Source organism: Streptomyces sp. NPDC048370 (assembly GCF_043200825.1).
Lineage (GTDB): Bacteria > Actinomycetota > Actinomycetes > Streptomycetales > Streptomycetaceae > Streptomyces.
Genome location: NZ_JBICYI010000016.1, coordinates 90,096 through 114,200, shown reverse-complemented (window position 1 = coordinate 114,200; position 24,105 = coordinate 90,096). Strand labels below are relative to the sequence as shown.

The 24,105-nt window shown below is 73.0% G+C and carries 25 protein-coding genes; 12 read left to right on the top strand and 13 right to left on the bottom strand.

Going from position 1 to position 24,105, the window contains the following annotated elements; translation table 11 throughout:
• Positions 1-304 precede the first annotated feature (304 nt).
• Entirely contained in the window at positions 305-793 is a 489-nt protein-coding gene (locus ACGFYP_RS29070) for a PaaI family thioesterase (RefSeq protein ID WP_393499641.1), read from the top strand.
• A 7-nt stretch (positions 794-800) separates the two neighbouring features.
• Here ACGFYP_RS29070 and ACGFYP_RS29065 read toward each other — a convergent pair whose 3' ends face one another.
• Complete coding sequence (locus ACGFYP_RS29065) at positions 801-1,169, bottom strand: luciferase family protein (RefSeq protein WP_361956012.1); 369 nt, start codon at positions 1,167-1,169, stop codon at positions 801-803.
• 273 nt (positions 1,170-1,442) lie between these two features.
• Positions 1,443-2,642: a PP2C family protein-serine/threonine phosphatase gene (locus ACGFYP_RS29060; RefSeq protein ID WP_393499636.1), complete on the bottom strand. Its 1,200-nt coding sequence runs from the start codon at positions 2,640-2,642 to the stop codon at positions 1,443-1,445.
• Between the two features lie 298 nt (positions 2,643-2,940).
• On the opposite strand from ACGFYP_RS29060, the gene ACGFYP_RS29055 reads away from it, so the two are divergent.
• The 4 genes from ACGFYP_RS29055 to ACGFYP_RS29040 all read left to right on the top strand — a co-directional run bounded on the left by ACGFYP_RS29055 (position 2,941) and on the right by ACGFYP_RS29040 (position 5,939).
• Positions 2,941-3,810, top strand: coding sequence for an AAA family ATPase (locus ACGFYP_RS29055; protein WP_393499633.1), 870 nt, complete (start codon positions 2,941-2,943; stop codon positions 3,808-3,810).
• Positions 3,807-5,228, top strand: coding sequence for a VWA domain-containing protein (locus tag ACGFYP_RS29050; protein WP_393499630.1), 1,422 nt, complete (start codon positions 3,807-3,809; stop codon positions 5,226-5,228). Before ACGFYP_RS29055 ends, ACGFYP_RS29050 begins: the two co-directional genes overlap by 4 nt.
• Before the next feature lie 28 nt (positions 5,229-5,256).
• Positions 5,257-5,466 (top strand): DNA-binding protein, encoded by a 210-nt coding sequence (locus ACGFYP_RS29045; RefSeq protein WP_393499627.1) that lies wholly within the window; start codon positions 5,257-5,259, stop codon positions 5,464-5,466.
• Positions 5,467-5,558: 92 nt separating this feature from the next.
• The gene (locus ACGFYP_RS29040) at positions 5,559-5,939 is read left to right on the top strand and encodes a hypothetical protein (protein ID WP_393499624.1); all 381 of its coding nucleotides are present in this window, start codon (positions 5,559-5,561) and stop codon (positions 5,937-5,939) included.
• 74 nt (positions 5,940-6,013) lie between these two features.
• Here the strand turns inward: ACGFYP_RS29040 and ACGFYP_RS29035 are convergent, their stop codons facing one another.
• Positions 6,014-6,217: a cold-shock protein gene (locus ACGFYP_RS29035; RefSeq protein WP_361956000.1), complete on the bottom strand. Its 204-nt coding sequence runs from the start codon at positions 6,215-6,217 to the stop codon at positions 6,014-6,016.
• 78 nt (positions 6,218-6,295) lie between these two features.
• On the opposite strand from ACGFYP_RS29035, the gene ACGFYP_RS29030 reads away from it, so the two are divergent.
• Entirely contained in the window at positions 6,296-6,880 is a 585-nt protein-coding gene (locus ACGFYP_RS29030) for a nucleosidase (protein WP_393499620.1), read from the top strand.
• On the opposite strand, the gene ACGFYP_RS29025 is transcribed toward ACGFYP_RS29030, so the two are convergent.
• Entirely contained in the window at positions 6,877-7,908 is a 1,032-nt protein-coding gene (locus ACGFYP_RS29025) for a GlxA family transcriptional regulator (protein ID WP_393499618.1), read from the bottom strand. The two genes, ACGFYP_RS29030 and ACGFYP_RS29025, sit on opposite strands and share 4 nt — an antisense overlap.
• A gap of 52 nt (positions 7,909-7,960) precedes the next feature.
• On the opposite strand from ACGFYP_RS29025, the gene ACGFYP_RS29020 reads away from it, so the two are divergent.
• A complete protein-coding gene (locus ACGFYP_RS29020; protein WP_393499614.1) occupies positions 7,961-8,383 on the top strand; it encodes a cupin domain-containing protein in 423 nt (140 codons plus the stop codon).
• Between the two features lie 39 nt (positions 8,384-8,422).
• Here ACGFYP_RS29020 and ACGFYP_RS29015 read toward each other — a convergent pair whose 3' ends face one another.
• Positions 8,423-10,225, bottom strand: a complete 1,803-nt coding sequence (locus ACGFYP_RS29015) for an alpha/beta fold hydrolase (RefSeq protein WP_393499611.1) — start codon at positions 10,223-10,225, stop codon at positions 8,423-8,425.
• Positions 10,226-10,307: 82 nt separating this feature from the next.
• On the bottom strand, positions 10,308-12,170 hold the full coding sequence (locus ACGFYP_RS29010) for a CocE/NonD family hydrolase C-terminal non-catalytic domain-containing protein (RefSeq protein ID WP_393499608.1): 1,863 nt from the start codon (positions 12,168-12,170) through the stop codon (positions 10,308-10,310).
• Positions 12,171-12,539: 369 nt separating this feature from the next.
• On the opposite strand from ACGFYP_RS29010, the gene ACGFYP_RS29005 reads away from it, so the two are divergent.
• Positions 12,540-13,490, top strand: coding sequence for a hypothetical protein (locus ACGFYP_RS29005; RefSeq protein WP_393499605.1), 951 nt, complete (start codon positions 12,540-12,542; stop codon positions 13,488-13,490).
• Positions 13,491-13,501: 11 nt separating this feature from the next.
• On the opposite strand, the gene ACGFYP_RS29000 is transcribed toward ACGFYP_RS29005, so the two are convergent.
• Genes ACGFYP_RS29000 through ACGFYP_RS28990 form a run of 3 tightly spaced genes read right to left on the bottom strand, consistent with a single transcriptional unit; the run spans position 13,502 to position 16,855 of the window.
• Positions 13,502-14,641 carry a PP2C family protein-serine/threonine phosphatase gene (locus ACGFYP_RS29000; protein ID WP_393499602.1) on the bottom strand — a complete coding sequence of 380 codons (1,140 nt, stop codon included), beginning with the start codon at positions 14,639-14,641 and terminating at the stop codon, positions 13,502-13,504.
• A gap of 58 nt (positions 14,642-14,699) precedes the next feature.
• A complete protein-coding gene (locus tag ACGFYP_RS28995) occupies positions 14,700-16,208 on the bottom strand; it encodes an MFS transporter (protein WP_393499599.1) in 1,509 nt (502 codons plus the stop codon).
• Positions 16,205-16,855, bottom strand: coding sequence for a TetR/AcrR family transcriptional regulator (locus ACGFYP_RS28990; protein ID WP_393499596.1), 651 nt, complete (start codon positions 16,853-16,855; stop codon positions 16,205-16,207). Before ACGFYP_RS28990 ends, ACGFYP_RS28995 begins: the two co-directional genes overlap by 4 nt.
• A 299-nt stretch (positions 16,856-17,154) precedes the next feature.
• On the opposite strand from ACGFYP_RS28990, the gene ACGFYP_RS28985 reads away from it, so the two are divergent.
• The 3 genes from ACGFYP_RS28985 to ACGFYP_RS28975 all read left to right on the top strand — a co-directional run bounded on the left by ACGFYP_RS28985 (position 17,155) and on the right by ACGFYP_RS28975 (position 20,102).
• Positions 17,155-17,739 (top strand): TMEM165/GDT1 family protein, encoded by a 585-nt coding sequence (locus ACGFYP_RS28985; protein WP_361955980.1) that lies wholly within the window; start codon positions 17,155-17,157, stop codon positions 17,737-17,739.
• Between the two features lie 100 nt (positions 17,740-17,839).
• Positions 17,840-18,457, top strand: a complete 618-nt coding sequence (locus tag ACGFYP_RS28980; RefSeq protein ID WP_393499592.1) for a TetR/AcrR family transcriptional regulator — start codon at positions 17,840-17,842, stop codon at positions 18,455-18,457.
• Positions 18,441-20,102, top strand: coding sequence for an acyl-CoA dehydrogenase family protein (locus tag ACGFYP_RS28975; RefSeq protein ID WP_393499588.1), 1,662 nt, complete (start codon positions 18,441-18,443; stop codon positions 20,100-20,102). Before ACGFYP_RS28980 ends, ACGFYP_RS28975 begins: the two co-directional genes overlap by 17 nt.
• Positions 20,103-20,231: 129 nt before the next feature.
• On the opposite strand, the gene ACGFYP_RS28970 is transcribed toward ACGFYP_RS28975, so the two are convergent.
• The 3 genes from ACGFYP_RS28970 to ACGFYP_RS28960 form a co-directional block, all read right to left on the bottom strand.
• Positions 20,232-20,543 carry a hypothetical protein gene (locus ACGFYP_RS28970; protein ID WP_393499585.1) on the bottom strand — a complete coding sequence of 104 codons (312 nt, stop codon included), beginning with the start codon at positions 20,541-20,543 and terminating at the stop codon, positions 20,232-20,234.
• Positions 20,515-21,108 carry an RNA polymerase sigma factor gene (locus ACGFYP_RS28965; protein WP_393499582.1) on the bottom strand — a complete coding sequence of 198 codons (594 nt, stop codon included), beginning with the start codon at positions 21,106-21,108 and terminating at the stop codon, positions 20,515-20,517. The genes ACGFYP_RS28970 and ACGFYP_RS28965 overlap by 29 nt, the downstream gene beginning before the upstream one ends.
• A 280-nt stretch (positions 21,109-21,388) precedes the next feature.
• Entirely contained in the window at positions 21,389-21,730 is a 342-nt protein-coding gene (locus ACGFYP_RS28960) for a DUF5713 family protein (RefSeq protein WP_393499579.1), read from the bottom strand.
• Positions 21,731-21,905: 175 nt separating this feature from the next.
• Here ACGFYP_RS28960 and ACGFYP_RS28955 point away from each other — a divergent pair, with 175 nt between their 5' ends.
• Positions 21,906-23,189 carry an amidohydrolase gene (locus ACGFYP_RS28955; RefSeq protein ID WP_393499576.1) on the top strand — a complete coding sequence of 428 codons (1,284 nt, stop codon included), beginning with the start codon at positions 21,906-21,908 and terminating at the stop codon, positions 23,187-23,189.
• 9 nt (positions 23,190-23,198) lie between these two features.
• On the opposite strand, the gene ACGFYP_RS28950 is transcribed toward ACGFYP_RS28955, so the two are convergent.
• The gene (locus ACGFYP_RS28950) at positions 23,199-24,104 is read right to left on the bottom strand and encodes a LysR family transcriptional regulator (RefSeq protein WP_393499573.1); all 906 of its coding nucleotides are present in this window, start codon (positions 24,102-24,104) and stop codon (positions 23,199-23,201) included.
• Position 24,105: the final 1 nt, after the last annotated feature.

The following is a 24,105-nucleotide window of genomic DNA, read 5'->3' as shown; positions in this document are numbered from 1 at the left end:
CGGGACGTACCCGCCCAGGCGGCAGGACACCTCCGCCATGCCGCCGAACGGGGGGATGGGAGTCGTCGTGGACAGAGGGGTACGGGGGGTCTAGCGTCGATCTTCGCGTCGGTTCGCGGCGCGGACGGTGAGTCTGAACCTCAGGTTCAGGGTCAGGCTCAGGGTCGAGTTCAGGTCCAGGGTCGGGGTCGGGGTCGGTTCCGAGGCCAGGTCCGAGGCCGGTTCCGAAGGCGGCTCCAGGGCCGGGGGCGAGGTCGGTTCCCAGGTCGGTTCAGGGCGAGGAGTGGAGTGGAGTGGAGTGGGCATGAAGCGGTCACGCACGGTCGAGTGGGAGGACGCCACCGCCACCGCGAAGGCGGCGGGGACGATGGCGGGCCTTGAATTCCTGCGGGAGATCGTGGCCGGGCGGCTGCCTCCCGCCCCGCTCGGGTCGCTGCTGGGCTTCGCGCTGGAGGAGGTCGAGGACGGCCGTGCGGTCTTCGGCTTCGAACCGGCCGAACAGCACTACAACCCGATCGGAAGCGTGCACGGGGGCGTGTACGCGACGCTCCTCGACTCGGCCGCCGGGTGCGCGGTGCACTCGACGCTCCCGCGCGGCATGGCGTACACCTCGCTGGACCTGTCGACCCGCTTCCTGCGCCCTATCACCGTGGACACGGGCAAGGTGCGCGCGATCGGCACGGTGATGAGCCGGGGCAGGCGCACGGCGCTCGCCGAGGCAGGCCTGTACGACTCCTCGGACCGGCTCCTCGGGCATGCCACGAGCACCTGCATGCTGTTCCCGACGGAGTGACGGGGGCTCAGATCCGCGCGTAGGTGCGGCAGGAGCGGGTGCAGCCGTCCGGCGCCGTGTCCGGGCGGCCGGTGGAGGCCTGCAGCGCGGCGCTCACCAGGGTCGCGAGCAGGTCGATGTCGGAGCCCATGTCCAGCCGGACCGTCACCCAGCCCGAGCCGGCGCGCAGGCGCACGGCGCTCGACCCGAGGAGCGCCGGGCGCAGTTTCGCGATCATGGCGCGGGTGAGGTGGACGTCGGCCTCGTGCTCGCCGTGGAAGTGGACGATGTCGTGCGTCGGGGTGTGCAGACCGAGCTCGGCTCCGCACTGGGCGCGGCCGGGGGCCAGCGAGGGCCAGCTCATCAGACGTTCACTGGCGTGCCGGGCGGTGTTCATACCCAGGAGCGTGCCGGGACGGAGGGCCTTGCACAAGCGTCCTGCGAGATTAATCGCGCCCAGGCGTGAAACAGGCCCGCCCGTGGTGACGCAGGGCGCGTACGACGCCCCAAAAGCCCCTTGCGGGACGGGGGGTGGTGGCGCGTTCGCACCGGCTGCGACCGGCGCGCGCCGACCGTCCACCGGTTCACTGGGCGTTCACCGGCTGATGCGCGTTCGTGCGGTTCGCGGAGTTCGCCTGGGGGCTCCGACGGGCGGCCGATCGGCCCGCCTTCACTGGGGCGTGGTGCGTTCGCGGATCCGGGCGGCCAGGACGGCGACGTCGTCCTCGGCGTGGTGGGCGTCGAGCCGCAGGAGGACCTCCTCCACGAGCTCTTCGGGGTCGGAGCCGGGGCGCACACGGAGCGAGGAGAGCCGGGCGAGCGAGACGTCGATGTCCTCGCCGCGCCGCTCGACCAGGCCGTCGGTGAAGAGCACGAGCGTGTCGGCGGGGGCGAGGGCGCGGGTGACGGGTTCGTAGCCGCCGACGCCGGTCCCCAGCGGCGGGCCGACGGGGAGTTCGACGAGGTCGGCGGAGCCGTCCGCCGCGAAGACCGCCGGCGGGAGGTGGCCGGCGCTGGCGAAGGTGGCCGAACCGCGCGCGGGGTCGACCTGGACGAGCAGGCAGGTCGCGGGGCGCAGCCCGCCGTCGTCGGCGATGACGGAGTCGAGCTGGCGGAGCACGCGGTGCGGGGGCAGGTCCGTGGAGGCCACGTCGCGGAGCGCGGAGCGGTACGCGTTCATGTCGACGGCCGCGTCGAGGCCGTGCCCCATCACGTCGCCGACGACGAGCAGGCTGCGGCCGAAGTGGAGCCGTACGCTCTCGAACCAGTCGCCGCCCACCAGCGTTCTCGCGCCGACCGGCAGGTAGCGTCCGGCGACCTCCAGATTGGGGTGCGGCCGGCCCGGCTCGGCCACGAGGGCCTGTTGGAGGTGGAAGGCGGTCCGTTCGGTGGCGGCGAGCCGGCGGGCGTGGGCGAGGTGGGCGGCGGCGAACCGCGCCGCGTCGCGGACCGTGGCCGTCGCGTGCTCGCCGAGGCGGTCGGCCAGGGCGCTGACGGCGCTCACGTACCCGATGGTGCGGCCCTGCAACGCCAGGGGCGCCGACACCACCTGGACGTGCACACCGCCGGGGGCCACGTCGGCGTGCGCGTGGGGGACCCCGCCCTCGTGCGCGGGCTCGACCCGGTCGATCAGCTTCGGGTCTCCGGCCACCGCGGTACGTACCCAGCCGGGCCCGTCCTCGGGGCGGACGTCGACCGCCACCGCCTCGTACCCGTGTCGGCAGAGGAACCGGGCCAGGTCCTCACAGACGCCCTGTTCGTCGGGGTGTGAACCGATCTCCTCGATCGCGTCCGTCGCGGCTCTCAGCCGGGCCAGGACCGCCGCATGCTCCTCGACCAGGGAGGCCTGTTCCCCCGCTCTCTCCGACAAGACACCTCCACCGCCGCCACGGACCCCGAGCAGCGCACACATCCATTGGACCAGCGGGGCGACACGCCCGCGCGCCGCACCGGCCGGACCAGGAGTCCATCACATTCCGTGACCCCGTAGCCAGATCTTCCGCCCCCTCGCTACGCCGCGACGGTGATCTCGTCCGATCTTCACCGAATCCCCCGTGAGCTTGGCCGCACTCACGTTCCTCGCGGTTGTGGAGCGGGGCGGGAGCTGATCGAGTACGCGCATGGCTACCCGCCAGTACGGGATCTCGCGGCTCCGGGGGGAACAACACATGACGACCGGGTACTTCAGCTCCGTCGACGACGTCGCGGAGCGGCTCGCCGCGACCGGCTATCTGGCCTCGCCCGCCGTCGCGACCACCGTCTTCCTGGCCGACCGACTGGGCAAGCCGCTGCTCGTGGAGGGCCCCGCCGGGGTCGGCAAGACCGAGTTGGCGAAGGCCGTCGCCGAGGTCGCGGGCGCCCGGCTCGTACGGCTCCAGTGCTACGAAGGCGTCGACGAGTCGCGGGCCCTGTACGAGTGGAACCACGCCAAGCAGTTGCTGCGGATCACCGCGGGCCGCGACGAGTCCTGGGACGAGACGCGCACCGACATCTTCAGCGAGGAGTTCCTGCTCCCCCGCCCCCTCCTCACCGCCATCCGCTCCGCCGAGCCGACCGTGCTGCTCGTCGACGAGATGGACAAGGCCGACATCGAGGTGGAGGGGCTCCTCCTGGAGGTGCTCGGCGACTTCCAGATCACCGTCCCCGAACTGGGCACCATCACCGCGACCCGGCGCCCCTTCGTCGTCCTCACCTCCAACGCGGGCCGCGAGCTGTCCGAGGCCCTGCGCCGCCGCTGTCTCTTCCTCCACATCGACTTCCCGGAGGAGGAGCTGGAGCGCAGGATCGTCGCGACCAAGGTTCCGGGGCTCGGGGCGGCGCTGACGACGTCGGTCGTCCGGGTGGTCGGCGCGCTGCGCGCGATGGACCTGCGGAAGGCGCCCTCGGTCGCGGAGACCATCGACTGGGCGCGGACCCTGCTCGCGCTGGGCGCCGACACCCTGGACGAGACGGTGGTCCGCGACAGCCTGGGCGTGATCCTCAAGCATCGGGACGACATCCAGAAGGCGGCCGCCAAGCTCGAGCTGGACGCGGTGTGACCACGCCGCCGGGCGGGGTGACGGACCGGCTGACCGGACTGGTGCACGCGCTGCGGGCGCACGGCCTGTCGATCGGTACGGGCGAGAGCGTGGACGCCGGACACGCCCTGGAGGCGGTGGGGTTCACCGACCGGGAGCGGACGCGGGAGGCGCTCGCGGCGACGCTGCTCCACAAGGCGGGGCAGCGGCCGCTCTTCGACCGGGTCTTCGACCTGTACTTCCCGCTGTCGTCCGCCGACCCGGACGCGGATCCTTCCGAGGAGTCCGAGTCTGCGGGCGCGTTCGACACGGCGGCGCTGCGGGAGCGGCTGGCCGCCGCCCTGGCCGCCGGCGACGGCTCGGCGCTGACGCGGCTCGCGGGCGAGGCGGTGGGCGGTCTCGGCGGCTACGGTTCCGCGCCGGGCTCGGACGGCTGGTCCTCGCACCAGACCCTCGCCCGGCTCCGCCCCGAGACGCTGCTCGCCCGGGTCCGGGCCATCCTCCGGGACGCGGCGGGGGCCGGGGCCGGGGAGGGGAAGGGCGGCGGTGACGGATCGGCGTTCACCGATCGGCTGACGGACGACGAGATCCGGCGGCGCATCGAAGCCTTCCGCGAACGGGTACGGACGGAGGCCCGGCGGCGGGTCGCCGAGCGGCAGGGCCGGGACCGGGTCGCACGGCGCGCGGTGGCGGGCACACCGGACAGTGTCGACTTCCTGCTCGCGGGCCGGGCCCAGCTGGACGAGCTGCGGACGACGGTTCGGCCGCTCGCGCGCAAGCTCGCGACCCGTCTCGCGGCCCGGCGGCGACGCGCCGCGCGCGGGCGGATCGATCTGCGGCGCACGCTGCGCGGCTCCCTGTCGACCGGCGGCGTACCGATGCGGCCGGTGTTGCGGCGCCGTCGACCCGTACGCCCGGAACTCGTCCTGCTGTGCGACGTGTCGGGGTCCGTCGCGGGGTTCGCGAACTTCACGATGCTCCTGGTGCAGGCGCTGCACGACCAGTTCAGCAAGGTGCGGGTGTTCGCCTTCGTCAACCGGGTCGACGAGGTGACCGACCTGATCGCGCGGGGCGCGGCGGATCCGGCCGGCCTCGGCGCGCGCATCCTCGACGAGGCGGAACTGACCGGCTGGCACGGGCAGAGCGACTACGGGACGGCGCTGGGCGAGTTCGCGGAGCGGTACGCCGACGCCGTCGGCCCGCGCACCGCGGTCTTCGTCCTCGGCGACGCCCGTACGAACATGAGCGACCCGAACCTTCCGGCGCTGAAGGCGATAGCCGATCGGGCCCGACGGGTCCACTGGCTCAACCCCGAGCAGCCGGCGCTGTGGTCGACGGGCGACTCGGTCGCGCTCGCGTACGCCGAGCTCGTCGACATGTACCCCTGCCGCAACGCCCGGCAGCTCGGTGAGCTGATCGGCCGCCTCCTGCCGGTGTGAGGAACACGGTCGTGGCACGATCACGGGCATGACCGAGCGCGACGCCTCCTCCGCCACGGACCTGCCGCACCGGATCGGCGCCCCCGCCACCCGGGCGCTGACCGCCGCAGGACACACCGCCCTCGAAACGCTCGCCGGGGTACCCAGGGCAGAGTTGGCCGCCCTGCACGGCGTGGGCCCGAAGGCGCTGCGCGTCCTTCAGGAGGCCCTGGAGGAACGCGGCCTCTCGCTGGGCTGACCCCGTCTGGCAGCTCCTCCCCCACGGTCCGACCATGAAGGCATGGACACAGGACGGACGGGCACGACGAGCGGGACGGGCGGTGAGCCGCGATGGCACGGCTGACGGTGGACGGCACCGACATCGTGGTCCGGCTGTCCGTACGCGAAAGACTCGCCGCGCGTCGCGGGAACGTACGCGTACCGCTGACCGCCCTGCGCGAGGTACGGGTCGAACCGGACTGGTGGCGGGCGCTGCGCGGGCGGCGCGGGCGGGGGTTGTGGATCCCCGACCGGCTGTGCGTGGGCGTCCGCGTCCTGCCGGACGGCCGTGACTTCGCCGTGGTGAAGGCGGGCACGCCGGTGGTCTGCGTCGAACTGCGCGGTGACGTGCCCTTCGGGCGGCTCGCCGTCTCCGACCCCGATCCGGAGCGGGCGGTTCGAGAGCTTCGCCCGCACGTCCCTACGGACCTCCTGGGACGAGGCCCGGGGTGAGGGCGTTCGGGGTTACGGCGTTCGAAGTGACGGCGTTTGCGTTACGGCGTTCGAGGTGACGGCGTTCTCGTCGATCAGGTGGGGCTGACGTTCTCGGCCTGGGGGCCCTTCGGGCCCTGCACGACGTCGAACGCCACCTTCTGACCCTCGGCGAGTTCGCGGTAGCCGGTGCTGGCGATGGCCGAGTAGTGGACGAAGACGTCCGGGCCTCCGCCGTCCTGCTCGATGAAGCCGAAGCCCTTCTCGGCGTTGAACCACTTCACTGTTCCGGTTGCCATGACGAGCTCCTCGGCTCTTGACTACACCTCCATGGTCTCTCGGCTCGGGCGGGAAGTCCCGGCGGGTAGCGTGGCGGCATGGAACTCATCGGAGACATCACGGCCGACCGGCCCCTGCTCGTCCTCGCCGTCAAGGAGGAAGCACAGTTCCTCGACACGGATCTGCCGGTCCTGCTGACCGGTATGGGCAAGGTGAACGCGGCGACCTCGCTGGCGACCGTCCTGGGGCGCGGCCCGCGGCCGTCCGGTGTCGTCAACCTGGGGACCGCCGGGGCGCTGCGACCGGGGTGGACGGGGACTCACGTGGTGGGCACGGTGATCCAGCACGACCTGGACGGTGAGCTGCTCGCGACGCTGACGGGCGAGACGTACGGGGAGCCGATCGTCCTGCCGGACGGCGGTGACGTGACCCTGGCCACCGGTGACGCCTTCATCTCGGACGAGGCCGCCCGGGCCCGGCTCGCCGCCCGCGCCGCGCTGGTCGACATGGAGGGCTACGCCCTCGCGACCGCCGCCGGTCTGGCCGGGGTGCCGATCCGGATCGTGAAGCACGTGAGCGACGAGGCGGGCGACGGCGCGGCGAAGACCTGGCGGGAGTCGGTCGCGGAGTGTGCGCAGGCGCTCGCGCAGTGGGCGCGGGAGAACACTCCGTACCGCTCCTAGGAGGCCGGGGGGACGGAGACGAGCCTCGCCGAGACCGGTGCGGCGGTCGGTGACGCCGTCGGGCCGAAGCGTCGGCGGTAGGCGGACGGGGAGAGTCCCGTCTCGCGGTTCATCAGGGTGCGCAGATGGGCGGCGGTGCCCAGGCCGCTGGCGCGGGCGACGACGTCGAAGCGGGTCTCGCCCCGTTCGATGAGCCGGCAGGCGAGGGTCACCCGCTCACCGGTGAGCCAGGCGAGCGGGGTGGTGCCGAGCTGGGCGCGGAAGCGGCGGTGCAGGGTCGCGGGGCTGACCGCCGCCCTGGCCGCCAGGTCGGCGACGGTGAGCGGGGAGCCGAGGCGTTCCTGCGCCCAGGCGAGGAGCGGGGCGAGGGACTCGTCGGGGATCTCGGGGACCGGCCGCTCGACGAACTGCCGTTGCCCGCCGTCCCGGTGGGCCGCGAAGACGAGTCGGCGGCTGACCGCGTTGGCGGCCTCGGCGCCGTGGTCGCGGCGGACGACGTGCAGGCCGAGGTCGAGGGCGGCGGCGCTGCCGGCGGCGGTGAGGATGTCCCCGTCGTCGACGAAGAGGACGTCCGGTTCGAGGCGTACGGAGGGGAAGCGGGCGCGGAAGGCGTCGGCCCACTGCCAGTGGGCGGTGGCGCGCCGACCGTCGAGCACCCCGGCCTCGGCGAGGGTGAAGGCGCCGCTGCAGAAGCCGATCAGGCGGGCACCGCGCGCGTGGGCGCGGCGGACGGCGTCGAGGACGGCGGGGCGGCGGGGTACCTCGACGTCGGGGCGGTTCGGGACGATGAGCGTGTCGGCGGTCTCGGCCGCGTCGAGCCCGGCGACGCCGCTGAGGGTGAAGAAGCCGTCGCGCATGAGCGTGCGGGGCTCGGGCGAGCAGAGCCGGAAGTCGTACAGGTCGCGTCCGAGCTCGGGTCGGCGCAGGCCGAAGACCTCGGTGGCACAGCCCAGTTCGAACGGGTTGGAGTTCGCGTCGACGATGACGACGACGCGGTGGAGTCCGTCGTGCGAGGATCCTTGCGGCATATGCTATTTCTAGCACTCACACCGGGGGACGGACCCGGAGCAGGATGGCCGCATGAGCCAGAACCCCGCTGTGACCAGCGCTTCCCGTGCCCCCATCGCCCTCGCCACCGCGTTCGCTTCCTTCGAGGATCTGTGGAGCCCGCGCATCCTGACGCGCGTGAACGACTACGACGTGCGCGTGGCGAAGGTCGCGGGCGAGCACGTGTGGCACGTCCATGACGACACGGACGAGTTCTTCCTAGTGATCGAGGGCGAGCTGCACATCTCGCTGCGCGAGAGCGGAACGGAACGGACGGTGTCCCTCCCCCGGGGCTCGGCCTTCACCGTCCCCAAGGGCGTGGAACACCGCCCGTACTCCCCCTCCGGCGCGTCCCTGCTGCTCTTCGAGCCGACGGGCACCCTCACGGTCGGCGACCGTCACGACGACGTCCCCGACCACGTGGACGCGACGACGGGCCACGCGCTGGAGGTGTGAACCCGCGCCGGAGGAGCCCGCGCCGGACGTGCGAGCCCGCTAGGACAGCGGCAGATCCAGATACGTCGGGTTCTCCGCCGTCGAGTGCACGGCGATCTCCGTGCGGTCGATGCTCGCGTCCGCGTACAGCTGGTCGCGGCTCGTCAGCGCCAGCATCAGGCGGTGACCGGCCGGGATGTCGTACGCCGCCGCCTGGAGGTCGATGTGGGTGGTGATCGGCTCGTTCGGGATGACGTCGAGGAAGGTCTTCGGCTGGTGGGTGATGATCTCTGCCGTGCCGAGGACCGGGTTGACGTCGAAGAGGTACGCGACGAGCGTCGCCGAGACCGCCGACGGCGTGAAGGTGAGGTGCAGCCGCGGGGTGCCCCGGACGCTCTTCACCGCGGGCAGGACGGGCGTCTTCCAGATCGCCGCGTTCTTCCGCTCGAACCAGCGGGTCCGGTACGTCACCGGTGCTCCGTAGACCTCGGCCGCCCCGGTCGTCACCGGGTTCTCGGCCGCGGTGAAGCCGGCGTCCGCGCCGGCCGTGAACGGCCGCTCCCAGCTGGGCGCCACGCCCTGGGACAGTTCCCCGTCCTGCGGGTGGAGGAGGTCCGGCTTGGTGGCCGGCTTGAGGTGGAGGCGCTCGGTGGAGCCGGTGACGTCGGCCCACGCCTTGCGCTCCTCCACCTCCGCCGGCCGCACGATGAGCCGGGAGATCGGCGGCAGGTTCGGCACGGTGATGGGCACCGGCAGCGGGACGGTGGTGTACGTGAACATCACCTCGTTGGCGACCTGCGGCAGGGTGTCGACCCCGTTCTCCTCGCCGAGGAGGTGGTGGGCGAGCCAGCGGTAGCCCTCGTCCACGACCCGGTTCGGCAGGCCCGCGAGGCCTGGGAGTTCGGCGCCGCTGTGGTCGCCGATGGACAGCAGCAGCCGCTTGGGGCCGGTGAGTCGCTCGAACATGTCCAGCGTCTGCTCGACCGGGCAGAGCGTCTCGTGCCAGTGCCCGCCGATGAGGATCGGGACGCGTCGGGCGTTGATGGCGTCGACGTACGTGACGGGTGAGCGCACCGCCGCCCACTCCGTGACCGCGTCCATGTTCCGGTGGACGAAGAAGTCGTCGAGGAGCGCGCGGGTGGCCGGGTCGAGGTGGCCGATCGCCTCGCCGGCCTCGTTCTTCGTGGCCGCCAGGAGGGCCTGGAAGGCGCGGATGCGGCGCGTGTCGTTCCCGTACATGCAGGCCGCCAGGTCGGACCAGCCGCTGAGCGCGACCACCGCCTCCACGCGCGGGTCGTGCGCCGCGGCCATGCAGCTGATGCCGGCGCCGTAGGAGTCGCCGAAGAAGCCGACCTTGGTCGGTGCCGACCCCGTCTGCGCGGTGGCCCAGTCGATCGCCGCGGAGGCGTCGCGCCAGTCCTCCTCGCCGCAGACGCCGATGAATCCGCCGGACCGGAAGAAGCCGCGCGGCTGGTAGGCCAGGACATCGTAGCCCTGGAGGGAGAGTTTGAAGGCGAGGATCGCGAACGCCTGCCAGGGCGCGCCCCAGGCGGAGGGGATGACGACGAGGGGGCGGGGGTTGCCGTCGCGGTGGCGCCAGAAGCCGCCGTCCAGGACGACGCCGTCCTCGCGTCGGATCGTGGCGCGCTCCCAGACGGCGATCTGGGTGAAGCCGGCGATGTCGGCGGCCAGGTCGTCGGGGAGCCCTGCCGTGGCGGCTCCGGTGACGGCCCGCGCGCCGGGACGCAGGGCCGCGAGGAGCGGCTCCCAGGCCGCCTGCGGGGCGCCGATCCGGCTGAGCGCGACGGCGGGGGGAACGGGAAGGAGGGTCGGGTCGGCCTGCTGCTCGTGCTCGTCCTGCATGTGTCTTCCTTCGCTGTGTACGGATGGCCTGGTACGGGTGGCCTGGTACGGGAGCCCGGTGCGGGTGGCCGGGCGTGGGTCGTCAGCCGAGCGGCAGTTCGAGGTGGGCGGGGTCGCCCACCGGTGAGCTGACGACGGTCTGCGTCCAGGCGACGGAGGCGTCTCCGTACAGCGGGTCCTTGCTGTCGATGACGAGCATCAGCCGGTGTCCGGCCGGGATGTCGTACGCGGCGGCCTGCAGCTCCCACTCGACGGCGTTCTCCTGATCGGGCGTCAGTCCGTGGAGGTTGAACGGCTCGTGGGTGATGATCCGGGCCGTGTCGTCCTCGGCGACGTCGAAGAGGTGGGCGAAGAGGCTCGCGGAGGTGGCGGTCGAGCGGGCGGTCAGGCGCAGCGTCGGGACGCCGCGGACGCGGCGCGGTTCGGCGAGCGGCTCGGTCGTCCAGACGGCGGCGTGGGCGCGGTCGACCTTCCGCGTGTCGTAGATCTTGGGGTTGCCCGCGTACTCGGCCTCGCCGGTCTTCATGAGCTGGTCCATGGCGGTGGCCTCGGTGTCGACGCCCGCGATGAACCCGAGCTCCCAGCCGGTCTCCTGAGCGGGCTCCCGGCCCTCCGGGGCGAGCCGGCCATCGGATCCCTGTCCGCCGGCGCCGGTGAGGGCGAATCGTTCGGTGCCCGTGGTCACGTCGGCCCAGTCGGCGACGGACTCACGCCGCGCCGGTTCGACGATCTTGTTCTTGCCGGTCGGCTCGCCGGTCACCGGGTCGAGGACCGGTTCGGTCACGTAGGTGAACATGACCTGGTTGCTGACGCGGTCCCAGCTGTCCACGCCGTTCCGCTCGCCCTTGAGGTGGTGGTCGAGCCAGTCGTACGCCTCGCGCAGCGGCGTGTTGTCGGCCACCGGGCCGATGAGCCCGGGGCCTTCGGGGGCGGCGTGGTCGCCGATCCACATGTTGAGGCGCTTGGGCACTCGGAGCAGGTTGAAGGTCGTGAGGAGCTCGTTGACCGGGAAGAGCCCCTCGTGCCAGGTGTTGGAGATGAACGTCGGGGTGCCGTTCCGGTTGGTGTCTTGGAAGTACGACTCGGGGGCGCGCCGGTTTCCCCAGTCGACGACGTCCTCCATGTTCCGGTCGGCCAGGAAGTCGGCGAGGATCCGGCGGTTCTCCTCGTCGAACTTGTCCTCGACCGGGCCGCCGGTGAGGCTCAGCAGCGCCTGAACGGCCTGGACGTGCCGGGTGCCGTGGTCGTACAGGCTGGTGGCGAGGTTGCCCCAGGTGCTGAGCGCCACGACGGCGTCGACCCGCTCGTCGTGGGCGGCGACCAGCTGGCTGATGCCCGAACCGTACGACTCGCCGAGGAAGCCGATGGTGCTCGGCGTGAGGTGGTCGACGGCGTGGTCGATGACGGTGGAGCCGTCGGCCCGATCCTTCGGGCCGGCGACGTCGACGAAGCCCTCGGATGTGGAGGGCAGGAAGGGGAATCCGAGGCCGCGGGGCGTGTACGCGAGGACGTGGTACCCCCGGCGGGCGAGGGAGAGGTACGCCCACATGAAGAGCGGCCAGCCGAACGGGTGCCAGCCGGCCGGGACCACGACCAGGGGGTGCGGGCCTTCGCCGCGCTGCTTGAGGCTGAAGGCGGAGAGCTTGTACCCGTCGGCCGTCACGATCTGCGGGAACCCGGGTTCGGCCAGTTCCCGCACCTGGCGGACGGTCTCGCCGAGGTCGCCGGGGAGGAGGTCGGCGCCCTCCCCGTTCCTGACGGCGTTGGCGAGGGCCTGGCCCAGCCGGGCGGCCACGGGGTGGACCGATCCGTCGGCGGCCCACACCCCCTCGTCCGCGAGCTGGGCGATCTCCGCCGAAGCGATCCTCGGGCTCTCGGAGGCGAAGCCGGATCCGTCGAACGAGCTGAAGGAATTCTCCGGGCTGAAGGAATTCTCCTGGGGCACGTGCACCCGTTCCTCTCGTCTGATCTGCCGAAGTGTCCGCTGTGCGGACGGCCGCCCCAGCCAAACGCATTGCGGACAGAGCCACCAGAGAGCGCAGGAACAGCGCACGAGGCACCGAACCGGTCGTCAGCGACACGCCTTGCCCGGATTTACACGTTTCGGACGGGCGGCCCCCATGGCCACGCGCGCGTGGCCGTCGGCCGTCCTCGCCGCTTGGCCGATGTCGGGACCATCCTGGAGGCATGGGCACCGTCCGGAATCCGCACCGCGGTGCGGGTGGTGCGCCCGTGCGCCCCCGATGAGGACGTGAGCGCCGGGTCGCGATCCGCGCACGATGCCCACCTGGGGCCTTCGAGGGAGGCGGGACGCATGAGCGAGTCCGGGACAGGGTGGTCCGGCACAGGCCGGTCAGACACGGGATGGTCCGGCGGAGGCGGGGCGGGCGATGCGCGCGAGGGGGACGGCACGAGCGGCACTGGCGAGGCGGACGGCACGGGCGGCACTGGCGAGGCGGACGGCACGGGCGGCACGGGCGCCCCGGGAGGCAAGACGCGGTTCGAGGACATCTACGACCGGCCCGACCCGCGCGCGTACTTCCGCCGCCTCGCGCCGCTGGAGTACGAGATCCCGCAGCAGGCCCGGGCCGCGTTCCGGCGCGCGGCGGCCGAGCGGGGCGGCGGTACGGTGCTCGACCTGTGTTGCTCGTACGGGATCAACGCGGCCCTGCTCAACCACGACGTCACTCTGGCCGAGTTGTACGCGCGCTACACCGACCCTGCGGTGAGCGAGCTGACCTCGGCCGAACTCGCCGTACGGGACAAGGAGTTCTACGCGTCACGGCGCCGCGAGGACGCGGCCCCGGTCATCGGCCTCGACGTCGCGGACAACGCCCTGCGGTACGCGCGGGCGGTCGGGCTCCTGGACGACGCGTACGCGGAGAACCTGGAGGAGGGAGCGCAACCGAGCCCTCGGCTGCGCGCCGCGATGGCCGACGTCGGCCTGATCACGTTGACCGGTGGCGGCAGCTATCTCACCCGGCGCACGTTCGACGCGCTCCTCGGGTGGGCCGGGCGGCCGCTGCGGGTGAGCGCGTTCGTCCTGCGGACGGTCTCGTACCGGCCGATCGCCGACTGTCTCGCCACCCACGGTCTGCGGACCTTCTGCGACCCCTCGCGGACCTATCCGCAGCGGCTGTTCACCGACGCGGGCGAGCAGCGCTTCGCGGTCGAGGCGGTACGGGCGCTGGGGGCGGATCCGACCGGCCGGGAGGCGGCGGGCCGCTTCCACACGGTGCTGTACGAGTCGGTTCCTGAGGAGTAGGACGGGCGTGCTCAGGGGCCCGGCGTCCCGGCGTCAGGACCGGTGCCGGGGCCCCGGCGTACGACGAGCATGGCGGCCACGTCGTCGTCGAGGCCGTGGGCGCCGTAGGCGTCCAGTTCGGCGTGGAGGAGGGCGGGGATCCGTTCGCCGGGCTCGTCCGCCCACTGGCCCATCCGCTCCTCCAGGGGGTAGAAGACGCCGGCCCGGTCGCGGGTCTCGCTCACCCCGTCGGTGTACAGGAGCAGCCGGTCCCCCGGCACGAACGCGACCTCCTCGACCCGGTGGCGGGAGTGGAGGAGGCCGGACAGGTTGATCGGCAGGGACGGGTCCGCGAAGGGGACGAACCCGACCCGGCCCTCGTGCTGGAGCAGGGGTGCCGGGTGTCCGCAGCTGAGCATGCGTGCGACGGCCCCGTCGTCGGGGATCTCGACGAGGACGACGGTGGCGAAGCGTTCGGCCGCGTCCGTGTCGGGGTCCCAGGCGCCGTAGCGCCCGAGCCCCTCCTCCAGGCGGTCGGCCAGGGCGGGCAGGTCGGGGGCGTCGTTGACGGCCGCGCGGAAGGAGCCGAGCAGGACGGAGGCGGTCTCCACGGCGCCGAGCCCCTTGCCCTGGACGTCACCGAGCATCAGGCGTACGGCTCCGGGTACCTGCACGGCCTCGTAGAAGTCGCCGCCGATCCGGGCCTTGGCGGCGGCCGCGACGTACAGCAGATGGAGGTCGACGGGACCGAGCCGGGGTGCGAGGGGGCGGAGCACGACGCGCTGGACGACCTCGGCGACGGCGGTGAGTTCGCGCAGGTCCCGCTCGTAGCGCAGCCGGGCCCGGCTGACCCAGGCGGCGGCCGCGGTCACCACGCCGAGGGCCGCCTCGTTCGCGGCGATGTCGGGGACGAAGGGATCGCCGCTGGTCGTTCCGAGCAGCACGCCCAGCGCGATGGCGACCAGACCGATGATGACGGTGCCCCGGACGCTCCAGGTGACGGCGGCGAGGGCGGGGGCGGCGGCAAGGAGCCGGTCGTAGCGTTCCTCGTTCGAGGAGAAGCGGTCGGCGAACACCGTCAGAACCATGACCAGGATCGGCAGCGCCCGGCCGATGCCGATCTGCGTGCGCGACCGCTTCCAGCGGGGGCCGTGGGGATCACCGGAGGGCATTTCGTGATCGTACGAGGCGGGAGCGGCCCGACCCCGGCGCCGCCCCCGCTCTGGCGTGTCAGACCGCACGGGTCGACGGTTCGGGCCGGGGTTCGGACGCGTCCGGGGCGCTCGCGGGCGCGGCGCGTCCGGGCAGCCCGAGGGCCGCGACGGCACCGAGGGCGGCGACGGCGGCCAGGACCAGGAACGTGGTGCCCATGGCGGGGACGAAGCCCGAGGACGCGGTGACCGTCATCAGCAGGGTCGCGACGGCGACGCCGAGCGCGGGGCCGATGTTCATGACGGTCTGCTGGAGACCGCCGGCGACCCCGGCGTCGGCCACGGCGGCGCGGCGCACGACGACGGCCGTGGCGGTGGCCATGACCGTGCCGAAACCGGCGCCCAGCAGGGCGAAGCAGACTCCGGTCGGGGCAGCGGTCGCCGTCTCGTCGAGCCGGGACAGCAGAGCGACGCCGAGGGCGAGCAGGGCGCCTCCCCCGGCCGTCGTGCGGCGGGGCCCGAACCGGCGTTGCAGTACGGCCGCGGCGGGCGCGCCGAGCACCGTCAGAACGGCGAGGGGCAGCACCCACAGGCCGCTGGCCAGCGGGTCGAGCCCGCGGACGTCCTGGAGGAAGTACGTCGCCACGAACAGCGTGCCGAAGAGGGCGGCCGACGAGGCCAGCAGGGTGGCGAGGCCCGCCACGACGGGCCGGGACCGCAGGAGGGCGGGCGGCAGGAGTGGGCGGGCGGCACGCGATTCGTGCCGTACGAGGACCGCCCCGGCCGCGACGGCGGCGCCCACCGCGAGCCCGGTCGCCGTGGACCAGCCCGACTCCGGGACGGCAACGAGCACATGGACCAGGCAGGCGAGCGTGACGGCGAGCAGCAGGGCGCCGGGGAGGTCGAGCGGCGACGCGCCCGAGGCTGTCCGGGGCTGCGGCGGCCCGGCCTGCGCGGGGTCCCGCTCCGCGGCATCGTGCGGCGCGACATCCGGCTCCGCGGCACCGCGCGATGCGGCATCGGCCTTCGCGGCCGGGCGTGCCGGCGTGGCGGCTGCCAGGAGGGCGATGGCCAGGGCCGGGACGGCCGTCAGGGCGAAGACCGAGCGCCAGCCGTAGGCCGTCACGAGGGCGCCGCCCACGAGCGGGCCGACCGCCGCCGCGAGGCCGATCGCGCTCATCCGGAGAGCGATCGGCATGGCCAGCCGGTCGGGCGGGAAGGCCGCGCGGAGCATGCCCAGGGTGGCCGGTTGCAGGAGCGCCCCGCACACCCCCTGCAGGACCCGCAGGGCGATCACCCAACCGATCCCCGGCGCGAGGGCGATCGCGGCCGAGGTCGCGGCGAAGCCGAGCGTGCCGAGGACGAAGAGCCGCCGATGACCGTACGCGTCTCCCAGCCGGCCCGCGAAGACGAGGAGGCTCGCCACCGCGACGAGATACCCGGTGCTGGTCCATTGGACCTGGCCGAAGTCCGCGCCCAGATCGCGCTGGAGCGTGGGCTGGGCGAGCGTCAGGAGCGTGCCGTCGAGGGCCACGACGGCCGCGCCCACGACGCTGCAGGCGAGGGTCGCCCGCCGTTGGCGTATCACCGTGCACGCCCGACGGGGCCGAGGTGCGCGTCGAGGACGGCACGCACGAGCGGCTCGACGTCGTCGGTGCGCGTGGCGAGCTGGAGGCTCCCCCAGGCCCGGAGCTGGGCGATGCCGTGCAGGTTCGCCCAGAGCGCGGCCGCGACGACGGTCGGTTCGGGTCCGGACCCGGGGCGGGCACGGGCGACGAGCCGGGCCAGCAGGTCGAAGAGCGGCAGGCTCGTGCCGCGCAGCCCGAGCCGGCCGCTCTCCAGCAGGTCGTGCCGGAACATCAGCTCGTACATCCCTCGCCGGGTCAGCGCGAAGTCGAGATGGACGCGGGCCAGGGCGTCGAGCTGGGCACGCGCGCCCTCACGTTCCTCCGCCTCCTCCCCCACGGCGGCCGCGATCCGTTCCGCGAGCTCCGCGAAGCCCTCGCGGGCGATGGCCGACAGCAGGTCGAGATGGGTCGGGAAGTACCGGCGCGGCGCCCCGTGGGAGACCCCGGCGCGCCGGGCGATCTCCCGCAGGGACAGCGCCTGCGCGCCTTCCGCGTGCACCAGCTCGATCCCGGCGTCGACCAGCCTCGCGCGCAGGCCGGCCTCCGGCCCGGCCTCCGGCTCGGCCGCCGGCCCGGTCTCGGTCTCCGTCCGCGTCTCCTCAGTCATAGACACTGTCTACCAGGCGTCGTAGACAGTGTCTACCAAGATCGACGAGTGGCTCCGCTACACTGTTCGACAGCGAAGGGGAGTAGCCCTGCGAACCGGTCGTCGACACACTGGAACCCTCGGGTTCCCGGTGACCGGGTCCGTGCGAACAGCGCGGACGGGCGAGACCTTCGGCCAGGCATTCGCCATGTCCGCGTCCCGTGGGCGTGGTCCGTCATGCCGGGCCGAGTGGTTCTCCCGTCGCCCACCGTGGTGCCGTGCGGATCCCGGGCCCGGAACGAGCAGAGAGCCCCCGGTCCATGCATCTCGATCCCTTGGCGATCCTCACCGCCTTCGGACTGATCTTCCTCGCCGAGCTTCCCGACAAGACGATGTTCGCGTCCCTCGCCATGGGTACGCGGATGCGACCGCTGTACGTCTGGTTCGGCACCTCGACCGCGTTCCTCGTGCACGTGGCCATCGCCGTGGGCGCCGGCAGCCTCATCGGTCTGCTGCCCGACTGGACCGTCAAGCTCGTCTCGGCCCTGATGTTCGGCTTCGGCGCGTTCATGCTGCTGCGCGGCGGGGACGACGACGAGACGGACGAGGCGGGCGGCAGGACGGTGACCGGCTTCTGGCCGGTCTACTCGACCGCGTTCATGGCCGTCTTCATCAGCGAGTGGGGCGACCTGACGCAGATCACCACGGCCAACCTCGCCGCCACCAACGGCACCTGGTCCACGGCGATCGGCTCCGCCGCCGCGCTGATGAGCGTCTCGGCCCTGGCGCTGATCGCGGGCCGTTTCATCGCCAAACGCGTCCCGCTGAAGACCGTCCAGCGCATCGGCGGCCTCTGCATGGCGGCCCTCGCCATCTGGTCGCTGACCGAGATCTTCATCGGCTGACGCGTCACTCCGCACTGCGCCCCCGGATCGGACGATCCGGGGGCGCAGTGCGTCTCGCCAGGCTCTTGTTGAAGCACTGAATCACTGCTTCACTTCTTCCATGCCCTACCGACGCACCCCCGCCGTTCAGGCCCGGCTCGACGACCGGCGTGCCACCGTCGTCGACGCGGCGCTCCGGCTCCTCGCCGAGCAGGGGTACGCGGGCTGCACGATGGCCGCCGTCGCCGCCCGCGCCGGGATCGCGACCGGCAGCGTCTACCGTCACTTCCCCAGCAAGGCCGAGCTGGCCGTGGAGCTCTTCCGCACCGTGGTCTCGCGCGAGGTGGCGGCCGTGGCCGAGGCGGCCGGCCGGCCCGAGCACGCGGGGGCGGCCGAGCGGGTCGTCGCGGTCATCGAGACGTTCGCCCAGCGCGCCCTGAAGTCCCCCCGGCTCGCCTACGCCCTGCTGGCCGAGCCGGTGGATCCGGCCGTGGACGCCGAACGGCTGGTCTTCCGGCGGGCGTTCCGCGATGTGTTCGCCGAGCGGATCGCCGAAGGTGTGCGGTCCGGTCAGCTTCCGCCGCAGGACGCCCTGTTGACGGCGTCCGCGCTGGTCGGGGCGGGCGCGGAGGCGCTTGTCGGACCGCTGGCGGAGGGGACGGTGGGGCCCGAGACCGTACCCGCCCTGGTCACCTTCACTCTGAGAGCCCTGGGAGTTCCCGATGCCGCACACGCATGAGGTCACCAACCAAGTCCCGCCGCTGAGCGGCTACGACGTGTCGGCCGACCCGGCCCTCCTGGAAGGGCTGCGCCGCGAGGGCGCGGGCTGGGCCGAGGCCGAGGTACGCGAACTCGGGGTGCGGGCCGGCGGCGAAGAGGCCCAGGAGTGGGGACGGCTGGCCGAGCGGCACTCCCCGGTGCTGCACACGCACGACCGGTACGGCCACCGCGTCGACGAGGTCGAGTTCCACCCGTACTGGCACGAGCTGATGACCGTCGCCGTACGGCACGGACTGCACGGGGCGCCGTGGCGCGACGAGCGGCCGGGCGCTCACGTGGCGCGGGCGGCGAAGGTCTTCGTGTGGGGGCAGGCCGACCCCGGGCACCTGTGCCCGATCTCGATGACGTACGCGGCGGTGCCCGCCCTGCGCGCCGAGCCCGGACTCGCCGAGGTGTACGAACCGCTGCTCTCCTCCCCCGTCTACGACTTCGGGCTGCGGGAGCCGACGTCGAAGCGCGGCATCATCGCCGGGATGTCGATGACCGAGAAGCAGGGCGGTTCGGACGTCCGCGCGAACACGACGCGGGCGGTGCCGACCGGCGAGGACGGCTTCTACGCGCTCACCGGCCACAAGTGGTTCACGTCCGCGCCGATGTCGGACGTCTTCCTCACCCTGGCCCAGGCGCCCGGCGGACTCTCCTGCTTCCTCGTGCCCCGGGTGCTGCCCGACGGCACGCGGAACGCGATCCGGCTGCAGCGGCTGAAGGACAAGCTCGGCAACCGTTCCAACGCCTCGTCCGAGATCGAGTACGAGGGCGCGCTCGGCCGTCTCGTCGGCGAGGAGGGCCGTGGGGTGGCGACCATCATCCGGATGGTGAACATGACCCGGCTCGACTGCGCGGTCAGTTCGGCGTCCGGGATGCGTCAGGGGCTCGTCCAGGCGGTGCACCACGCCACGCACCGCAGCGCGTTCGGGGCGCGGCTGATCGACCAGCCGCTGATGACCAACGTCCTCGCCGACCTCGCGGTGGAGGCGGAGGCGGCGACCGTCGCGGGCCTGCGGCTCGCCGGAGCGGTCGACCGGGCGGCCGCGGGCGACGCGGACGAGGAGTTGCTGCGCCGGATCGGTCTCGCGGTGACCAAGTACTGGGTGTGCAAGCGGGCTCCCGCGCACGCGGCCGAGGCGCTGGAGTGCCTGGGCGGCAACGGGTACGTCGAGGACTCGGGGCTCCCCCGGCTGTACCGCGAGTCCCCGCTGCCCTCGATCTGGGAGGGCTCGGGCAATGTGGCCGCCCTCGACGTGCTGCGCGCGATGGGGCGGCAGCCGCAGGCGGTCGAGGCGTTCTTCGCGGAGATCGACCGAGCCTCGGGCGCCGACCACCGACTTGACGCGGCGACGGCCCGGCTGCGGAAGGATCTCGGCGACCTCGGCGACGACCCGGCGGCCCTGCAGTACCGGGCGCGGCGGCTCGTCGAGCGCATGGCGCTGGTTCTCCAGGGCTCGCTGCTGGTCCGCCACGGCCACCCTGCGGTGGCCGACGCCTTCTGCGCCTCCCGCCTGGACAGCGACTGGGGCATCGCGTTCGGCACCCTGCCGCCCGGCCTGGACACGGCGTCGATCATCAGCCGCGCCACACCGCAGCCGGCGACCACGCCGGCCTGAGCACCGGGCCGGGCCTCAGCACCGGCCCACGTAGGGCCCGACGCGCGGCCTGAGCACCGGTCCAGCGAGCCGTCCGTGTCGGCCGTGGCCTCCCGAGCCACGGCCGACACCACCCGCCCCACGGCTCCACTACAGCGGGACCGGCGCGGTCGGCCGCTCCTGGTGGTCCCGGTCCGCGAGGGTCAGCTTGCAGCTGCCGCCCTCGCAGCTGCGCTGCAGGCGCCCCCGCGAGACGGTCTGCATCAGGCCGATGGCCCAGCACATCGGGCAGCCGCGGAGCGCCAGGACGCCGACCGGCAGGAGCAGCAGGCTGACCGGGCCGAGGACCGGGATCAGCGCGAACGCGCCGATCAGACTGCCGAAGCCGATGACGCCCCGGACCAGGTGGCGGGGCAAGGACGTACTCGCGAAGTCAGGACCGTCGGAATTTGTCGTCGTCATGGCTGTCTCCAGACGCGGGTTCGGGTGGGGCAAGGAGGGACCGCTGGACCGAGGTGCGGGCGCGGTGCAGACGCGACTTCATCGCGGCGGTGCTGAGGCCGAGCGCATCGGCGACCATGCGTCCGCTGTAGCCCTGGATGTCCCGCATGATCAGCACGCGGCGCTGCTCCGCCGGCAGAGCGGCGACGGCGGCCGCCACCCTGCCCGCCTCGATGCGCTCCAGAACCACGTCCTCGGCCGAGCGTTCGGCGCCATCCGGCAGAGGGACGTCCGGCAGGGGAGCGTGGGCCCGCAGCGTCCGCGCGCGCCGCAGGCACTCGTTGCGGACGATGCGGAACATCCACGACGCCAGGGCGCCGGACGCCCGGAGCATCCCGATCTTGCGATAGAGGATGATCAGGGCTTCCTGTGCCGCGTCCTCGGCGTCCTCGGGCGTGGCGCAGAGCGAGCGGGCGAATCGCCGCACGTTCGGGTGCGAACCCGACACCAACGCGGTGAGCGAGTCGACGTCACCGCGCTGGGCGGCGACGATCAGCTGCTCACCGGGCCAGGACGGGTCAGCCACGGGCTTGCTTCCACTTGCGGATGGCGACGTAGCTGCACGTGCAGAGCAGCACCGCTCCGACCGCGACGGCGATACCTATGATCATGAAGACCTCCTCGTCAGGTCCCGACGTTCGTCGGCACATGTATAGGAGGCACCGCCCCACCGAAAGGATTCGGTCCGCGCCCGGAAGAGTCGACGCTCCTGCTCACCGGTGTCGGACCGGTGAGGCCCGGTCCCGTGAGGGCCTGTCCCGAAAGGGCCCCTGAAGGCCGACCCCGTAAGGGCCCGTGAAGGCCCGTCACCATTCGCGGGCGGCGATCAGCTCCTCCACGTCGGCGTCCGCGAAGCCGTACGCCGTGGCGACGAACCAGAAGTTCTCGGCGATCTCCTCCCGGGCTACGGTCTCGATCTCGCTCCCGGCCTCGTCGAAGTCGGCCTCCAGCTCGTTGAACTCCTCCGTGGCCACCTCCGTGAGCGCGTACAGCGCGGTCAGATCGGTCGGCCGCTCCGCCTCGATCCGCTCGCAGAGCCTCAGCAGGATCGCCCGCCCCTTGTCGACCACATGGTCCGGGTAATACCCGTCCTCGTACAGCGCCTTGAGAAACGCGTACCCCGCCACCTGCTCGTTCGTGATCGGCATCCTGGCCCCTTCCCCTGATGATCACCGGACGTGTCCATCGTGCACCATGCCACTGACAACGCCCCTCGGGACCTGCGGCGGACGGTCGCCGGACGCACTCCGTGCGTTCCGGTGAGCGCGATCGGGTACGAGTGTCACCCTGGAGGGACGGTCCGACGACGACGAGGGGTGGCCCTTGAGCACCGATCCGATCCACCGGGAACTGGACCGACTCGCGGAGAAGACGGCCCCTCAGGTCGTCGCGTGGCGGCGGCATCTGCACCGGCATCCCGAGCTGTCCAACCGCGAGGCCGGGACCGCCCGGCTGATCGCCGATCACCTCCTGTCCCTCGGCCTGGACGAGGTCCGTACCGGGATCGCCGGGCACGGAGTGGTGGGTGTGCTGCGCGGTGGCGTGCCGGGCGGGCGCGTGACGGCGCTGCGGGCGGACATCGACGCACTGCCCGTCGAGGACCTGTGCGGCGAGGACTTCGCCTCGCGGGTGGTCGACGCGGACTACCCCGGCGGCCCGTTCCCCGTCTCGCACGCGTGCGGCCACGACTGTCACACGGCCATGCTCATGGGGGCCGCCACCGTGCTCGCAGGGGTGCGCGAACGGCTGCCGGGGACCGTGCTGTTCGTCTTCCAGCCCGCCGAGGAGGGTCCGCCGGTCACCGAGCGGGGCGGGGCGCGGGCGATGCTCGACGAGGGCGCGTGCGCCGATCCTGTGCCGACGATGACCTTCGGGATGCATGTGACGCCGTACCCCAAGGGGTACGTGGGGTACCGCGTGGGCAATCAGTACGGCGCCTCCACCCTGGTGCGGATCGTCGTCACCGGCAAGCAGACGCACGGCTCCACTCCGTGGCAGGGCGTCGACCCGATGCCTGCCGTCGGCGCGGTCCTGACCGGCGTCGGTCAGCTGTACCGCCAGGTCTCCGCGTTCGACCCGATCACGGTCTCCATCGGCCACATCGAGGACGTCGGTCGCTTCAACATCATCGGCCGGACCGTCACCCTGTGGGGCACGGTCCGCTGCGCGGTCGAATCGGACATGGCGGAGGTCCAGCGCCGCCTGACCACCCTGGCCGAGCACTCGGCGGCGGCGTACAACGCCTCGGCGACGGTGGAGTACCTCCAGCCGGTCCCGCCCGTGCACAACAGCGCCGAGTGGGTCGCGGCGGGCCTGCCGACGATCCGGCGGGTGGTCGGCGAGGAGCGGACGGTGGAGACCGGGGCGACGCTCGGGTACGACGACGTGTCCGAGTTCATCGCCCGCTTCGGCGGCCTGTACGTGATGCTGGGCGTCCAGGACGCCTCGCTGGACGCGGACGGCAGGCCGGTCCCCCTGCCGGGAGGCCGGGGCCTGGTCACCAACCACAATCCGCACTTCTACGCGGACGACGACACCCTCGTCACCGGCGTCCGACTGCACGCGCACGTGGCGTACGACCATCTGACGGGCGCCCTGACCGTCTAGGGCCTGTCGTCACCCCTTCCGGCGCTGCGCCGCGAAGGCCGTCGCGGCCTCCGCAGTGAAGGCCCGGACCAGCGCGTTCTCGGCGGCCGTCGGCCAGACGAGTCCGTACGCGAGGGGCGGGGCGTCACGCAGCGGTACGTAGACGATGCCGGGCCGCGGGTGGTACACGCCACCGCGCGCGGCGCCCGGTGAGACCCCGCGCCCCGCGCTCACATGGGAGAGGACCTCCTGCCAGGAGGAGGCGACGGGCCCGCGCGGAATGGCGGCGCCGGAGGGGGTGCGCCGGGGGTAGTGGGTGTCCAGCCAGTGGCCGGGGTGGCCGCCCGCCGTGGCGACCATGGGGACGCCGGCGAGGTCGTCGAGCGCCACGGAGTCCCGGCGGGCCAGCGGGTGGCCTGCGGGGACGAGGAGGACGCGGGGCTCCTCCGCGAGGACGGGGCCGGTCATGAGCCCGGGTTCGCGGACGGGGTGGACGGTCAACTGGACGTCGAGCGCGCCGTCGAGGAGGGGTCGGAGACCACCGTCGAGCGGTACCTCACGCACGGTGATCTCGCAGCCGGGATGGCGGACGAGGAGGGCGTCTGCGGCGGCGGTCAGCAGTTCGCCTCCCCAGGGGGCGCCGAAGCCCACGCGGAGGGTGCCGCGCACGCCCCGCCCGGCCGCGGTGGCCCGTTCGAGGGCGGCGAGGATCTGCTGGTGGGCGGGGCGGAGGTCGTCGTGGAGACGGCGGCCCACCGGGGTCAGTCGGACGCTGCGGCTGGTGCGCTCGAACAGCGGCGTGCCGACGCGACGCTCCAGCTTCTTGACGGTCTGGCTGATCCGGCCGGTGGAGACGCCGAGGCGCTCGGCCGTGCGGCCGAAGTGGAGCTCCTCCGCGAGGGTCAGGAACGCCTCCAGTTCGTACCGTTCGAGCACC